Origin of the sequence: uncultured Microscilla sp. (assembly GCF_947493425.1) — a bacterium.
Classification (GTDB): domain Bacteria; phylum Bacteroidota; class Bacteroidia; order Cytophagales; family Microscillaceae; genus Microscilla.
In genome coordinates, this window is record NZ_CANLRP010000089.1 from 18005 (window position 1) to 34973 (window position 16969).

At 39.8% G+C, this 16969-nt stretch carries 10 protein-coding genes; 4 read left to right on the forward strand and 6 right to left on the reverse strand.

What is annotated here, in order from left to right; genetic code table 11:
* The first annotated feature begins 227 nt into the window (after positions 1–227).
* Entirely contained in the window at positions 228–5693 is a 5466-nt protein-coding gene (locus tag Q0954_RS20485) for an amino acid permease (protein ID WP_299459667.1), read from the forward strand.
* 416 nt (positions 5694–6109) lie between these two features.
* Positions 6110–6850 carry a mechanosensitive ion channel family protein gene (locus tag Q0954_RS20490; protein WP_299459670.1) on the forward strand — a complete coding sequence of 247 codons (741 nt, stop codon included), beginning with the start codon at positions 6110–6112 and terminating at the stop codon, positions 6848–6850.
* 32 nt (positions 6851–6882) lie between these two features.
* On the opposite strand, the gene Q0954_RS20495 is transcribed toward Q0954_RS20490, so the two are convergent.
* Complete coding sequence (locus tag Q0954_RS20495) at positions 6883–7278, reverse strand: response regulator (RefSeq protein ID WP_299459673.1); 396 nt, start codon at positions 7276–7278, stop codon at positions 6883–6885.
* A gap of 296 nt (positions 7279–7574) precedes the next feature.
* Entirely contained in the window at positions 7575–10226 is a 2652-nt protein-coding gene (alaS, locus tag Q0954_RS20500; protein ID WP_299459676.1) for an alanine--tRNA ligase, read from the reverse strand.
* 433 nt (positions 10227–10659) lie between these two features.
* On the opposite strand from alaS, the gene Q0954_RS20505 reads away from it, so the two are divergent.
* Positions 10660–11640 (forward strand): M23 family metallopeptidase, encoded by a 981-nt coding sequence (locus Q0954_RS20505; RefSeq protein WP_299459679.1) that lies wholly within the window; start codon positions 10660–10662, stop codon positions 11638–11640.
* A gap of 123 nt (positions 11641–11763) precedes the next feature.
* A complete protein-coding gene (locus tag Q0954_RS20510; RefSeq protein ID WP_299459682.1) occupies positions 11764–13266 on the forward strand; it encodes an APC family permease in 1503 nt (500 codons plus the stop codon).
* Positions 13267–13432: 166 nt separating this feature from the next.
* Here Q0954_RS20510 and Q0954_RS20515 read toward each other — a convergent pair whose 3' ends face one another.
* From Q0954_RS20515 to Q0954_RS20530, 4 genes are all read right to left on the reverse strand, one after another.
* A complete protein-coding gene (locus Q0954_RS20515; RefSeq protein WP_299459685.1) occupies positions 13433–14272 on the reverse strand; it encodes a universal stress protein in 840 nt (279 codons plus the stop codon).
* A gap of 218 nt (positions 14273–14490) precedes the next feature.
* Complete coding sequence (locus Q0954_RS20520) at positions 14491–15381, reverse strand: 1,4-dihydroxy-2-naphthoate polyprenyltransferase (RefSeq protein WP_299459688.1); 891 nt, start codon at positions 15379–15381, stop codon at positions 14491–14493.
* A gap of 94 nt (positions 15382–15475) precedes the next feature.
* Positions 15476–16096 (reverse strand): glutathione peroxidase, encoded by a 621-nt coding sequence (locus Q0954_RS20525; RefSeq protein WP_299459691.1) that lies wholly within the window; start codon positions 16094–16096, stop codon positions 15476–15478.
* Positions 16097–16678: 582 nt separating this feature from the next.
* Positions 16679–16969 (reverse strand): hypothetical protein (locus Q0954_RS20530; RefSeq protein WP_299459694.1); only part of this gene is annotated, 291 nt, incomplete at its 5' end.

The following is a 16969-nucleotide window of genomic DNA, read 5'->3' on the forward strand; positions in this document are numbered from 1 at the left end:
ATTTAGACTGATTATAAATAATGCGTAAAAATACAAGAAATTATTGAATGTGCAAGGCTTCTGTTCAAAGAAGCAATTGATTAAATAAGATGCTAAAGTTGAATTCTTTTTTATATTGCAATTTATTTTATTTGCAACAAGTTTTAAACTGTCTAACAAATTAGACGTTTTCTTGTTTCGCATTTGTTGCTCGCTGTATGAAGCAGTGTAAGTCAGTTAGTTGATATATGGCAAAATCTAAAAAATTTGGGGCATTTACAGGAGTGTTTACCCCCTCAGTGCTTACTATTCTGGGGGTAATCATGTACCTGCGTTTGGGTTGGGTTGTTGGGCAAGCCGGCTTATTTTGGACCATTATTATTGTATTAATTGCCCACGTTATTTCAGTATCTACCGGGTTGAGTGTGTCGTCTATTTCTACCGATAAAAAGGTACAGGCGGGCGGGTTGTACTACATTCTTTCCCGGAGCCTGGGCTTACCCATTGGAGGTGCCATTGGCATTACCCTGTTTGTGGGTACTGCCCTGAGCATAGCCTTGTATGCCATTGGTTTTTCTGAAAGTTTTCTCGATTTTATCGGAATGGCATCAGGGCACCAAATCAACGAAAACGCACTCACTGCCATCAAACAAAGTATTACGGCTCCGATGCTTAAAACCTTGCAAGTGGGCAGCATAGACGATATTTTGGTACCGCTCAAAAACAGTGATGCGCTTCAGGCAGTATTTCATAACAAAGAAGCCTTTATCAGCGCCCTAAAACTCGTCCTTAAAGAGCAAGTGGCCGAACAACAATTTTCTACCATCCAAGGAGTCATTTTAGCCAACTCGCGGGCTGTTACAGTAAACGACCTTCGTTTGGCGGGCACTGCCACCGTTATATTTGTTACTACTATTGCTTTTATAAGTACCTCGTTTGCCCTTAAAACCCAGTTTTTTATTATGGCAGCCATTGCGTTGTCGCTGGTAGCCATTTTTATGGGAAGCCGGGAGTTTGCTCCCAAAACCCCTACCTTGGCGCCCAGCCCAGGAGCATCGTTAGGAGTAATATTTGGTGTGTTTTTTCCAGCGGTTACCGGATTTACTGCGGGGGTAGCTATGTCGGGCGACCTCAAAAACCCTAAACGCACCATTCCAGTGGGTACCATGGCATCTATTGTAGTAGGACTGGTAGTATACATTGTGCTGTCTATTTTTCTTGCCTATACTATAGACCCCCACATTTTGCGTAACAATAGCAACATTCTCAAAGAAATTGCTTTTATCTCTCCTGCTTTTGTATTGGCAGGCATTTGGGGGGCTACTTTATCATCAGCATTGGGCGGCATTTTGGGGGCACCCCGCATTTTGCAGGCAATGTCGGTAGACAAGATCACTCCAAAACTGTTTGGCAAAGGGGTGGGCAAAAACAATGAACCACGCAATGCTTTGCTTCTTACTTTTGTAATTGCCGAAGCCGGAGTACTCATTGGCGAACTGAACGCCATTGCCCAGGTAGTATCTATGTTTTATCTGGCAGCTTATGGTTTTATCAACTTGTCATGTTTCTTAGAGAGCTGGGCAAGTCCCGATTTTCGCCCCACATTTAAAATACCTAAGTTTGTGAGTCTCACAGGGTTTGGCTTTACCTTGTTTGTAATGATTGCCCTTGATCTTACGTCTATGGTGGTGGCTTTTGTTATCATTGGGGCTATTTTTCTTTATCTGGTACGCAAGCAAATATCGTTGGGCTTTGGCGATGTGTGGGAGGGCGTGTGGGCGTCGGTAGTACGGAGGGGACTGTATAATATAGTAAGCAAAGAAACCAAACAACGCAACTGGCGACCTAACATTGTGATGTTTAGCGGAGGCGAAGAAGCGCGCCCCCATTTGGTACAGTTTGGCAAAACGTTGGTAGGGCGTTTGGGCTTTTTGTCTGACTTTCACCTGATTGAACGAAAATCGTCGGAAGTGGTATTTTCTAAACCGCAACAGTTTGTACAAGACAATGGAGTATTGGCTACAGGGTCGTTTATGGGATTTTTTACCCGTAAGCTCGATTGTATCGACTTGTATGATGGAATGGAAAACATTGCCAAAACTTATGGGTTTTCGGGGCTTGACCCCAACACCATACTCATGGGCTGGGGCAGGCAAGCCAAAGACCCTACCAAGTTTATATCGTTTGTGCATAACCTGGTAAAGCTCGATTACAATATATTGTTGATGCAGTATAACCAGGCACATGGGTTTGGCAAACAAGAGGCTATAGACATTTGGTGGAGAGGCAAGAGTTTTAATGTAAATCTTACCTTGACCTTGCTTAAATTTATCCAGTCGTCAGACGATTGGCGCAAAGCCAAAATACGCTGCCTGATAGTGAGCGAAGATAACCTAAACCAAAACCGTATTTATAAGAACATTACCCTGATGTTGGAAGAGATGCGGATTGACGCCGAGGTAAAGGTGATTAGCAATGAGGTACAGCAACGCCCTTACCAGGAAATAATCAACGCCGAATCGACAAATACTGACCTGGTAATACTGGGATTGCCTGAGATTAAGTCTAAAATGGATTTTGAGTTTTATGAAAATACCAACCAACTCATTAGCCAAATTGATAAAACGGTGGTAATGGCAAAGTCGTCGTCTTACTTTGAGACTGCCTCTAATAACTTGCTTGAGCTTACCAACGAAAGTGACGCGCTGCCCAAACAAGAAGCCGACATTGCCGAATACCGAATTCCGGAATTGGTATTGCCCCAAAAAGAAGAACTGGCAAATATTATCACTCAACTCCATGAAGATTTGCGTAATGTGTTGCTGGACTATAGCCATCAATATATTAACCCTAACTATGCCATTGACAAAAAACTTACGCAAGCTTTACGCAAACTGATCAAACAGAGCTTTGATCAACTAAAAGCGCAAGTAGACAAAATAGGTGATGTTGGCGAAGATCGTCAGGTATTAGATGTTCATTTGCACTTTATGCAACAAAGCGGGGAGTTGATCAATAATTTTATTGAAAATCAACTTGCCGAAAAGTACGACAACCTGGTAGAAGGGTCTGAGTGGTTGTACAAGCAAATTACCCAGGTAATTGCCCAAAACCCAGTGACTATTACGATTAAGTACGACCAAGCGTATTTTGAAAAAAATGAGACCAATAAGGAAAAAATACGCAACCTCAATTGGCAAAACAGGCTGAAATACAGATTCTCTAAAAAACCCTTAAGTTATACGTTTAAACACCATAAGGTGCTCCAGTTTTATGTACAAACAATGGGGCAAAAGACTTTTTCGGAGTTGTACCGCGACTTTGACCGATCTAATATAGCCTACAATACCCGCATTCAGGAGTTGCTGCGCAAAACTGCCCATAGTTTTGACCTGATAGAAAAAGAGTTGAACTTGCTCAAGGCTGATCGCGACCAACCAGAGGCAACTGACATAGCAGCACACGCTACCAAGTTGACCGAAAAGATAGATGAAGAATATAACCAGCTCAAAAATTTTATTCTTGACATTACCAATGGGCAACGCGAAAAGGTATACAAATACAACCATATTTTGTTGTATGAAACTCATCGCGAAATACAAGAAATCAGTCAAAACTTTGACGCCCTGGAAACTAACCAGCTATTACGCAAAGGACGAAAAGAGTTTAAAAAAGCCCGCAAACTAAGGGCAAGTATAGAAGAGTTGCCCGATTTGTGGAAACACAATCAGGCTTTGGTAACCAAGACCACCTTGATAGAAGCACGTTTGCTTTCGTTTAGAAAACAACTGGCGGGCTTGCTCAATGGGTTGGAAAATGACCTCAATCGCCTAATAGGAAAGAATATCAATAAACCACTGAACGTGCTGGAGCGTTTTATTGACAACTTTGATATTAACGATGAGGCTCAATACAAAACCTGGATTGTACGTACCCAATATGCGGTAAATATGGAGGGGTATTTCAAACAATCGGTAGATAAGTTTTTGAGCAAACTAAAAGATTTGATGGCGAGCTACTCTGAAACCATTGACATGATTCACGAGGAGTCGTTGAGTAGTCTGGAAACGGAAGAACTAGAGGAGCTGGAGTCTATGTCGGTGTCTGTCAATCGTTTGCTGGACTATTTTGTTCAGTTCAACCTGATTGAGCCTTTGGTAGATTATACCAACGATTTGCCGCGTAAGTTTCAACGTGCCAGTAACATGGCAAATGAGGTAAAACGCATGCTGTCTTTTCATATCAATCAACTGCAAAATGCGACCGATGTCAAGCAAAAAGAAATAAAAGTACAGGTCAAGGCTTTGCTTGCCGAAGAAAAGCAGCAAATCGACAAGGAACGCAAAGAAATTGAAAATATCCAGCAGCAGGTATCTACCAGTATGGCAGATATGTTTCGCAATACTGTAGTGAAACTTAGCCCTTATGTTATTAGCAGGTCGGCCGATAACGCCGAACAGTACATTCGTAGCAGGGAAAACAAAACCCGATTGTCGCGGGTAGGTGGGGTAAGCTTGTTGAGGGTACAATCACGCATCAAAAACAGTATTACCCGCTTGTGGTATCGCCGCAGTGAGGGCATATTGGCAGCTCAACAGCTCCAATCGACCAATAAAAAAGAAGATTCAAAGGTAGAACGTGTATTGAATTTGGTAGAAGCCATTTCACCCAAACCTGAAGTAATTGAAGCTTTGCCTGTGTATTATCACCAGTTGTTTACCCATAAAAACACATTTGGTGATGATTTTTGGGTGGGTAGAAAATCTGAACTGGAACAAGCTCAAAAAGCCATTAATCGATTTAAAGATGGGTTTGGCGGAGCACTCATGATCACGGGCGACTATAACTCTGGACGCACGTTTTTATCGCAACACATTGCCGAACAGTACTTTTCCAAACGCTTTGTTCATTATATTGCCCCACCAGCGTATGGTTCTATCGATGTAACTGATTTTAAACGTGCTTTTGAAAATGGGGTAGGCATTGAGGGAGAATATCCTGAGATATTTGCCGAGCTTTCGCTCAATACAGTACTGGTTTTCAACGACTTGGAGCTTTGGTGGGAACGTAGTCCCAATGGCTGGCAGGTATTAGAGATGTTGCTCGACTTGCTGGACACCTACAGTGAGCAGTGCTTTTTTATTTTAAACATCAACCAATACTCGCTCCGCTTTATCAATATGGTAAAGAAAATTGAGAATTATTTCTTGACTACCATCAACTGTGCTCCGTTTAATGCCGAGGCACTCAAAGACATCATATTGTTTCGTCACCGCTCCAGCCCCATTACGTTTGAATGGAAAGGCATTGCTGAAAAAGACATGACAGAATGGAAGTATGCCCGTTTGATGAGCAAGTATTTTGATTATTCGCAAGGCAACGTGGGCATTGCGCTACAGGTGTGGATTTCGCACATCGAGAAGGTAGACGGTGAGGTATTAGTAATTAGAGAACCCTCAAAACCAAATACAGAGATACTGGGGCAATTGCCTGAAGATTGGTTGATATGGATTGTACAGTTTATCTTGCATAAACACCTTACCCTGGATCGTTTGCTAAGAATAACAATGGAAGATGAAAGAGTTGTATACAATAGGGTAAAAGTGCTTAAGCGTGCTGGAATTATAAAAGAAACCAACAACAATGTACTTAAAATTAATCCTTACCTGGAGCACCACTTGATTCAGGAATTGACAAAGACGGGGGTAATTTGAGTTGAAAGTTTTTCAATTGCAAACTAACCATAAAAAGCCTTGTATTGGCTAATTAAGAAGTTTGTATACAGTTTATTTGAAAAACCAACAATCATTATTATAAAATTACTGGTTACCTATAGACTAGGGCAAGTCGCCATATACTTGCTATCTAAGAGCTTGCTCCAGTCAAATACCAATTAAAATTTAGAGCTGTACGAAGTCTTATAATTAACTGATAATAAGTATTTTGTAAGATTAATGCGAGCAAAAATAAGGTCATTTTTAGTTTTAAAAGACGTTTTAATACGCTCATGTTTGCTCTTCGCTAGGGCGACCACAAGGGTAGCCCCTACGAATTCACCCCTTGATTTATATGTAAACACCTGTATATCAGAGGTTTTAAAACTTCGTACACGATTAATTAAAACTAACAAATGAAAGATATAAATTTTAACATTTCATATTATTCAGTGGCCTGGTTTATATTGCTGGGGGTAGGTATATTTCTGTTATTTCGTTTTATCAAGAAATTGGTCAATTATTGGGTACCGGAGCAAAAAAACCGACAACTAAAATTTGAGCGTTTATTGCCTGTAGTAGAGGGTATTGTGTGGTTTAGCTGGGTAATATGGGGCGTACAAGGCGTGTTTAACAACAAATTGGTGTACACCCTCATTATACTGGGTATTATGCTGGTCATTATTGTGGCTTTGTCATGGTTTGCCATTCGTGATTTTATAGCTGGAGTAGTACTTAAGCTCGAAGGAGCTTTTACTATAGGTGAACGCATCAAGGTACAAGCCCTGGAGGGTAGAGTAAAAGAGTTGGGGTATTTTGGGGTAAAACTAGAAAACTTTCGTGGGGAAATTATCAGTATACCTTATCATACTGTTTCGGGGGTAACCAGGGTACAACCCAAATCAAGCGAGGCAATTAAAAATCATTCTTTCCAGCTTGACCTCCCCAAGAGATATACTCCTACCGAAAGTATTGATAAGTTACGGGAACTTATTTTGAACACCCCCTGGGCTTCAGTGACTAAAAGGCCATATATTAAGTTAAGCAAGGAGAATGAGGTGGATTACACTTTTGAAATCATTATTTACAGTTTGCATCCACGTTATTTCCAAAAAACAGAAACCTATTTACAAAAGTGGAGTAAAAAGCTCGTATAAATAAGCTACACAGGGCAACACAACTTCAAATCTTATGTTTCGCTACTTACGGCTTCATCTATAGCTTTCATTATGACAGAATGCTCAATGGGTTTGGAAAAATAACGGTTAAAGCCTGCTGCCAAAAATGATTCCTTATCGCCACGCATGGCAAAACTAGTGACCGCAAATATGTTGGCGTTGGCATAGCCGGTAATTGCCCTGATTTCTTGTAGCAAGTGTACCCCATCCAGGTTTTCGTCGCCCAGGTTAATATCCATCAAAATCACGTCAAATGAGGCGTCCTTTACCAAATTTAATGCTTCATGTCCGTTTTTTGCCAGCACTGCTGTATATTTTTTTTCAATAAATTTTTGTAGAACAAAGGCATTGATTGCGTCATCCTCTATGATCAATACTTTTGGTTGATTTGTACTGGTGTTTCCCATATTAAATGTTCTTTATCAATCGTTGACCTCAAATATATTGACAGTTTTGAATGCCTGTAATGGTTTTTCGGTCAATTAATAATACTAAAATAAAAGTTGAATAACGAGGATTTGAAAATAAACTAATCTGAAAGGTAGGTTGTCGGTTTCCAATTAAAACGAAGTTATGCCCCGGTAATGTTGCTCAAATACCTATAAAAAAAGGCTTTAAGAAGCCTGTTTACTCAAGAAAAAAAAATTACTTGAATAACTCGCCCTCTTAAAACCCTTTATTGGTTACTTCTAAATTTGAGAAATTACGCCACAAACTCTCCGGCACGCTCCACTACTTTGTCGAGCCCGGTAGCGTCTTTGCCTCCAGCAGTTGCAAAGAAAGCTTGTCCACCACCACCACCTTTGATCTCACGCGCAAGTTCTTTGACAATTTTGCCCGCATTCAGTGACTTTTCTTTTACCAGGTTGTCAGAAATCATTACAGCAATTTGGGGTTTGCCCTTGATATCGGAAGCCAATACCATAAATAAGTTATCCTGGTTTTTACGTACGTCAAACGCCAGGTTTTTCAAGGCATCGGCAGAAGGTAAACTCACCTTTTGAGCAATAAAGTTGATGCCATTGGTTTGCTTTACAGCATCGAGCAAGCCTTGCTTGAGCGCCTGTACTTGTTGGTTTTCCAATACCTCTATTTGTTTGCTCAAGTCTGTTTTTTCTTTGATGAGGCTTTCTATAGCTTTAGGCAAATCTTTAGGGTTTTTCAACAAGTCTTTTACCTGATTTACCAAAGCCACCTGGTTTTGCACGTATTCTTCTGCCTTGGTAGCAGTTACTGCCTCTATGCGTCGCACCCCCGAAGCCACCGAAGTTTCAGTCATAATCTTGAAGAAACCAATCACCCCGGTACTTGGCACATGACAACCACCGCATAATTCACGCGAGTAGTTTTCGTCAAAAGTAATGACCCTTACTGTGTCGCCGTATTTTTCACCAAACAAGCCGGTAGCCCCCAAACTCTCGATGGCCTCTTTGTAAGGCACAGCACGCCTTTCGTCTAAGGCAATATTTTCACGAATTTTCTCATTGACAATGCGCTCTACTTCTGCTATTTCTTCATCGGTCATCTTAGCGTTGTGTGAAAAGTCAAAACGCAAAACAGCATCGTTTACCAACGAACCACGTTGTTCTACGTGCTGCCCCAATACCTGACGCAACGCTGAATGTACCAAGTGAGTTGCACTGTGGTTGTTTTCGGTCAAACGACGACGTTGTTCTTTTACTTGAGCAAATACCTCTACCTGAGCTAAATCAGCTACTTTGGTAAAATCATTCTTAGGGCTGTAATGAATAATCAAGTCATTCTCTTTCTTGGTATCAATCACAGGTATGGTTACCGTGCCTGCCTCTGCCCTAAACTCAAGAGAGCCAGTGTCGCCTACTTGCCCCCCACTTTCGGCATAAAATGGCGTGGTTTCCAATACAATTTCGTATTGTTTTTTCTTCTTTACTTCTATTTCGCGGTAACGCAATACTTTGGTAAAGCTAGAAGTTTCGTCGTAGCCAATAAACTCCGACTCGCCACTGTTGAGCACCACCCAATCTCCAGTAGATTTTTGGGCGTCTTTTTGAGAACGTTCTTTTTGTTTTTTTAATTCCTCTTTAAAGCCTTTTTCGTCTATACCCAAACCATTTTCGCTGGCTACCAGGTTGGTCAAATCAGATGGAAAACCATAACGATCAGACAAAGTAAACACATCGGTACCCGCAATTTCTTTTTGTTGCTGTCCTTTGGTTTTGGCAATTACTTCATCCAATAGTTTCAAACCGTTGGCAAGGGTACGCAAAAAACTTTTTTCTTCTTGTATAATGATATTGCTTACATGCGCTTGCTGTTGCTTTAGCTCTGGAAAAACCTCAGCGAATTGTTCGGCAAGCATAGGCACCAAAGTATGCAAAAATGGCTCATTAAACCCTAAGTAAGAGTAGCCATAACGTACTGCCCGGCGCAAAATACGACGGATCACATACCCTGCTCCATTGTTGCCAGGCAATTGCCCATCGGTAATGGCAAAAGAAATGGCGCGAATGTGGTCAGCAATTACCCTTAATGCAATGTCAGTTTTTTCTTCTTTGCCGTATTGGGTACCTGCCACTTTAGCCAAAGACTGAATCATTGGCTGAAACACGTCAGTGTCGTAGTTTGATTTTTTGCCCTGAATAGCCATTGCCAAGCGCTCAAAGCCCATTCCCGTGTCCACATGTTTGTCGGGCAGGTTTTGTAGCGATTTATTTGCCATACGGTTAAACTGGATAAATACCAGGTTCCAGATTTCAACCACTTGTGGGTCGTCTTGATTTACCAACCCTTTGCCCGGCGTTTTAGCTACCTTGCCAGCATCACGCAAGTCGATATGAATTTCAGAGCAAGGACCACAAGGACCAGTTTCGCCCATCTCCCAGAAGTTATCTTTCTTAGAGGCGTAAATGATGCGGTCTTCGTTGATGTAGTTTTTCCAAATATCAAAAGCCTCCTGATCGGGCTCTAAGTTATCTTCTTTGTCGCCTTCAAACACCGTTACATACAAACGATCTTTGGGCAACTCAAATACTCCGGTTAGCAGCTCCCACGCCCAGGCAATGGCTTCTTTTTTAAAGTAGTCGCCAAACGACCAGTTACCCAACATCTCGAACATAGTATGGTGGTAAGTATCGTGCCCTACCTCTTCAAGGTCGTTGTGCTTGCCCGATACCCTCAAACATTTTTGAGTATCTGCCACACGTCGGTTTTCGGCAGTTTTGGTGCCTAAAAAGAAGTCTTTGAACTGGTTCATACCAGCATTGGTAAACATCAAAGTTGGGTCGTTTTTTACTACTAAAGGAGCCGAATCAACAATTTGATGCTGCTTTTCTCTGAAAAAATCCAGAAACTTTTGTCTTATGGTTTTGGAGTCCATCCGAAGTATAACTTGAATTTAATATTTTAATATTATTTATATTCCTACACAATTGATATATTTGCAGGGTTTGACAATATAATCTTTGTCAAAATGGATTGTTTTTTGCAAGTTTTGATTCAATTACAAATTGTGAGATGCAAAGTTAAAAACAAATTTAGACTAACATCTTTTTATAAACAGAAAAAACTTTGCATTTTAAGTAAAACTATAAAAATAACCTACTTCATAGAACGTCATCTCTGACGAGGGTACTTCTTCAAATTGAAAATCCCGATTTTTTCGGGGAAATATGTTCATAGCTTTGGCTATGCAAATATTTTTTTCATCGTCCACCCAACAGATATTGTGTTCTATTGGAATACTTTATTTTTTCCATGTTACTAAGGTAATGGCTCTCAAAGCTTCTTAAACAGACAAATTTAGAAATAGAATGGCTAGAGTAAAATACTATTATGATACCGATACCTGCAAGTATGAGCGGGTAAAGGTAAAAACTACCGACATTATTTTAAACCTTTTGGGTTTTCTTACTTTCTCTGTATTAATTGCCATTGGCTTTACGGCTATTTATGGTCAGTATTACAAAAGCGACCAGGAAAAGGTACTACAAAGTGAAAACGAGAAACTCAAAGAGTTTTACGCCATCCTCAACAACCGCCTCGAACAAGTAGACAAAACGCTTACGTCGTTGCAAACCAGAGACAACAATGTATACCGCCTCATTTTTGAAGCCAACCCTATTCCTAATTCGGTGAGAATGGCTGGGGTAAAAAATGACAAGAGTTACGAAAAGATTTTAAAATCGGGGCTTGCCAAAGACAAAAAAGCCCTCATTTCCAACACTTTCAAACGGGTAAATCAACTCAAACGAAAGATGTATGTACAAACCAAGTCTTATGACGAAATAATAAAAATGGTCAAAGACAAATCTAAAATGTTATCACACCTGCCAGCGATTCAACCCATCTCCAACAAACAACTTACCCGTCTTACTTCTGGTTTTGGTACTCGTATGCACCCTTTGTATAAGGTGGCACACTTTCACCCTGGCATCGACTTTGCCGCTCCTTACAACACCCCTATTTATGCTACTGCCGATGGCATAGTAAAACGCTCTGAATATATGGGAGGCTACGGCAACACGGTAGACATAGACCACGGTTACAACTATGTAACCCGCTACGCACACATGGCCAGCTTTAAAGTAAGACCCGGCGAAAAGGTAAAACGTGGGCAATGCATAGGTTATGTGGGCAGTACAGGTTTTTCTACGGCGCCACATGTTCATTACGAAGTATTGAAAAATAACAAGCAAATAGATCCGGTGTATTTCTTCTTCAATGACTTGACTCCAGAAGAGTATGAAAAGATTTTAAAACTTGCCTCTATAAAAAATCAGTCTTTATCATAGGTTTTACACAAAGTTTTTAGAAATTCACGACGCGAAACTATTTTTTATTCTAATACTTAAGTAAGCGAGTTTTTCGCTTACTTTTTTTTGTAATTTATCGAAACTACTTTTCAGAAGCATCTTATGTCGAAAAATCAGATAAGATCAGTAAGTTTTTATACAGCCATAGCCATTGTAGTGGCCAATATGGTAGGTGCCGGAGTTTTTACCAGTATTGGTTTTCAAGCGGCTGGATTTAAATTTGCCACCGCAAAAGGAGCAGATTTTGCCCCTTACTTTCCTATATTAATGCTGTGGTTAGTGGGCGGTATTGTGGCTTTGTGTGGGGCACTAAGCTATGGCGAACTTGCCGCTATGTTTCCCCGTTCTGGCGGCGAATACAACTACTTATCTAAAATATATCATCCCTCCTTTGGTTTTTTATCTGGTTGGGTATCAGCCACAGTGGGGTTTTCGGCTCCGGTGGCACTTGCCTGTATGGCACTGGGTAAATACGTAGCAAGTGTTATCCCAGGGATCAATGGTACTGTAGTGGCCATTGGGGTACTTTTGGTCATTACAGCGGTTCATTCTTATGATGTTAAAACCGGGAGTTTGTTTCAACGGGTATCTACTGTAGTCAAAGTAGTTTTGATTGTAGGATTTATTTTTGGAGGTTTTTTCATTACCCCCTCCCCCGAAAAAATCAGTATTATCCCTAAAAAAGGTGACTGGACAATGATTTTTGGTTCTGCCTTTGCCATTAACCTTGCCTTTGTATCGTTTTCTTATTCTGGCTGGAACGCCTCGGCTTACTTGTCCAATGAAATTGTAAACCCCAAGCGAAACGTCCCCCGCTCGTTGCTTTTGGGTACCCTTGCAGTAACTGTAGCTTATATATTGCTTAACTATATATTCTTATACACTGTGCCCGTAGGCGAACTGGCTGCCAAGCAGATGGCAGACTTCAACACGCCACTAGAGGTAGGTTATTTGTCGGCAGATAAAATATTTGGTACTGCCATAGGCAAAACAATGGGTTTGATGATTGCTTTATTACTTATTTCTTCTATCAGCGCCATGATATTTGCCGGACCTAGAGTAACTCAGGTAATGGGCGAAGATTTGCCATTGTTGAAAAAACTAGCCGTAAGAAACAAAAAAGGCATTCCAGTATTGGCCATTTCATTGCAATCTACTATTTCGCTCATTCTGATTCTTACTGCTTCGTTTAACACGGTATTATTTTATATCGCCTTTGCACTCGATATTTTCACTTTTTCTACAGTATTGGGCATATTTATTATGCGTTCGCGTCGTAGTAAAATACGCGCCAGAATTAGTCAGATCAAAGCATTGCTTCAGGACAACAACTTAAGCAACGAAGACCAACGGGTATTAGAAGCAGAGCTTATTGAGAAACAAGGCATTGTAAAACCTACTTATAGCACTTGGGGCTACCCCATTACTCCTGCAATATTTTTGGCTGCTACTGGTTGGACAATGTACTACTTATTAACCCAAAGAACCCAGGGGTCGCTCATAGCACTGGCTACAGTGGTGTTGGGGCTTATCATTTATTTTATAGATAAGAGCAATCGTCAGAACAAGGACGAAGACAACCGCCCCGCTCGTATATTTGAATAAAACACTCAAACATTACTACATAAAACTACAAAAGCCATCCTGTTGGGGATGGCTTTTGTAGTTTTAAACTTTTAGTGACAATAAATAGTTGTAACTTATTTATTTATAATGAGTAACTTAATCGTGTTTATAATTTATGCAAAAGCTGCTCATTATACTAATATATCTATTTGATACTAAAAGCCAATACAGGTTGTTTGGCGTGGTTTACAATGTTTTCGGCAATACTACCAGAGAAAAAATGTCTCCATCCCTTCCGCTGATGAGTAGCAACCGCTATCATATCTGCCCCAAAATCTTCGGCAAAGTGTAAGATGCCCGATTCTTCATTGGCTTCAGAATAAGTATGAAAAGTATAGTTTTTAAGCTGGGCTTTTTCTACAAAGTTGTTTTTCAATGCCTCAATCTCGCGGGTAGTAGCAAATACCGAAGGAGTAATCACGTACAACAAGTGAATATGGGCGTCGAATACTTCTTGAAACGCCTGCAACTTGTTAATAGAAAGGAGTTGCTCTTCTTTTAGGCTGGTAGCAAACACAATGTTGTTGCCCTGAAACCCATCAGAGTGGCCACGCACGGTAAGTACTGGGCAAGTAGCAGTACGTACAATTTTTTCGGTGTTCGACCCAATCAATATCTCGTCTAAACCACTAGAACCTTGGGTTCCCATCACTACCAGGTCAATCTGCTCTTTCACCACAGTTTCGCTAATGCATTTGTAAATGTTGCCCAATACTACTTTGGTACGGCGGTCAGTATTTGCAAATTCAATATCACTTACCAATTTACGCATTCTACCTTCAGCATTCTCAATAAGGTATTGTACATATTTTTGCTCTATGTTTTCGTCATCGTTCTGACCAATGGTGGGTTGGAAAGACTTTGGAGGGTCAATTACAGTCATTAAAATAATTTCACAACCAGACTTATGCGCTATTTGGTTAGCTACTAATAAAGCGTTTTTTGCCTGCTCGGAGAAATCGGTTGGCACAAGTATTTTCTTCATGAGCTTTACTTATTTTGGTAATGTAATTTTTATTTACAAATAATTTCTATTGGTAAAGGTATTAAAAATATGAATACGTATGTATGATTTTTATCAGGTAAGTAACAAGAAGCCCTGAGTTATTGGCCACAATCAGGGCTAACCTACTTATAATGAATCAATTGAATTGACTGATTCATAGTGTTTTATTATGAATTATTGCTAAAAAAGTCAGGGTTTTAGAGCAATTGGCCTATGCCAAAGGTAAGCACAAAAATAAGGGTAGTGATCGCCATTTGTTTGAGATATGGATCTAACTGGGCAGCTTCTTTTTTTTGATATACAGCCTTGGCGTTGATAAATAAAAGGGGCAATATGATAAGAAATATAAGTTGGTAAGCACTTTGGTAGTACATCAACACATACGCCAGCGAGCATCCTATTCCAGTAATAAGCAAACCCCAATGATAAACCACAGCTTTTTGCCTGCCAATACGCACTGGAATAGATTTTTTACCGGCTTTTTTATCCGACTCAATGTCTCTTATATTGTTTACGTTTAACACGGCAGTAGCAAAAAGGCCACAACTGGTGGCAGGTAATAAAAGTTGCCAGTGAAACTGTTGGGCGTGTAAATAAAACGTACCTAACACAGCCACCCAACCAAAAAATATAATGACTGAGATATCGCCTAAACCCGCATAGCCATAAGGCTTTTTGCCTGCGGTATAGGTTACCGCAGCAATGATAGACAAAACCCCTAAACCCAAAAAAAAGAAAAAGGTCTGCATAGAATTAATGGCAACGTATAACAACCATACTCCACATACAAGAGATAAAACACCCAACACAACCATTGCCCTAAACATTGCTTGTCGCGATATTTTGCCCGATTGTACGGCTCTTTTGGGACCTTCACGGTCAATACTGTCTGCCCCATGAATACTATCTCCATAGTCGTTGGCAAGGTTAGAGAGTATTTGCAAAAAAATGGTGGTAAATGCTGCCAGCAAAAATATTTTAAGGCTAAAAAGCTGATAGGCTCCTGCCAAAAAACTCCCCATACCTATGCTTGCCAGTGCCAAAGGCAAGGTGCGCAGGCGAAATGCTGAAATCCAGTGCTTTATCATTTGGTATATAAAGTAAAAATGCCAATCAGATGGCTTCAAAAAGCAATCTGTTGGCATTGTCGTATTTTATGCTGTTTCTTCGTTGTCAAACGAGTTATTTGGCTTCAATTGCCCCCAACAATTCTTTGCCCATAGGATCAACCGAGGATGGGTAAAATTTTATCACTTTCCCTTTTTCGTCCACCAGGTATTTGCAAAAGTTCCAGTTGGGTGTTTTGCCCGACTCTTTTTGCAACCACTGATACAATGGGTGTTGGTCGCTGCCTTTTACAGATATTTTGGTAAACATTTGAAAAGAAACTCCATAGTTTTTTTGGCAAAATTTAGCAATCTGCTCATTGCTACCGGGTTCCTGTGCACCAAAATTGTTTGCGGGAAAGCCCAAAACTACCAGCTTGTCGCCGTGTTTTTCGTGAAGTTCTTGTAAGGATTTGTATTGTGGAGTGAAGCCGCATTCGGATGCGACATTTACAATAAGTATTTTTTTGCCTTTGTATTTAGAGAAGTTTATGGATGTTTTACCATCCAGGGTTTTTATTTTGAAGTTGTAAAACGAGCTTCCAATGTTAGCTTCTGTCATACTTCCTTGAATTATTGGTTGTTTTTCCTTTGTATTATTACTAGCCTTTGTTTTTTTCATTGCTTGTTTATCATCGTAAGAACTAAAAGTAAACCACGACAATATCAACAATGCAGTAGCAGTAAGTAATCTCATTTTAAATCAGCTTTTGTTAAACAAAACAGCGTATTTATTGTAGCACAACCTTAAGTTAATTGAAGTGCTACCTCAATATTTCGTATTTCAAACATAGATATTATATATCTAAAAAGCAATAATACCCGATACAAATGCACTACAACAAATGCTTATAGAGAGAAGATTTGTCACACTAAATATACTGTTTACACCTAAAAAAAAGCCTAATACCAAACATTTACTTAGTATATATCATTTTTTCAGAACAATAAATTTACTCTCCTTTTCAATTAAAGTTGGTATACTATCTCACGTTATATAGCAAGCATTTGTTTTGTCAAGTGTAACTTTATAACATTTTATACAAAAGGAACCGCACCTGATTCCCCTTCTACGAGAGTAATTTTGCCTGTAAGTGTTCACTTATAATTAAAGACAACTACTAGATAAATACCTGGTTTCAGTCCATAAGAAATAAAAAAAGCCTGTCCAACTTTTACATTGAACAGGCTTCGTATACCTTGCTATCGCAAAACAAGTCACAGGCTTGTCTTTATTTTATGCTTTCGGGTCTACTTTGGAAGACTTAAAAAAAACTGGTTAATCCAAATATGGTATTTCTATTCTTTTTTTATCAACTAAAGAATCTAGACGATCACCAAGATTAAAGTCAGTAGCTTTATATTGAAACATAATACGATTAAGAGTTGGTTTATCTCTGTGATGAACCAGTAAATATTTCCCACCTGATATGGTAATATCATCTGAATTAATAACTCCTGCTTTGCTTTTATAGATTTTCCCACCCACCTTGATTAGACTTCTTGCGAAAATATTAATATTGGTTAAAAAGTTATCTTTGTAGCATGAAAGCTTCAAAATATGCTGTTT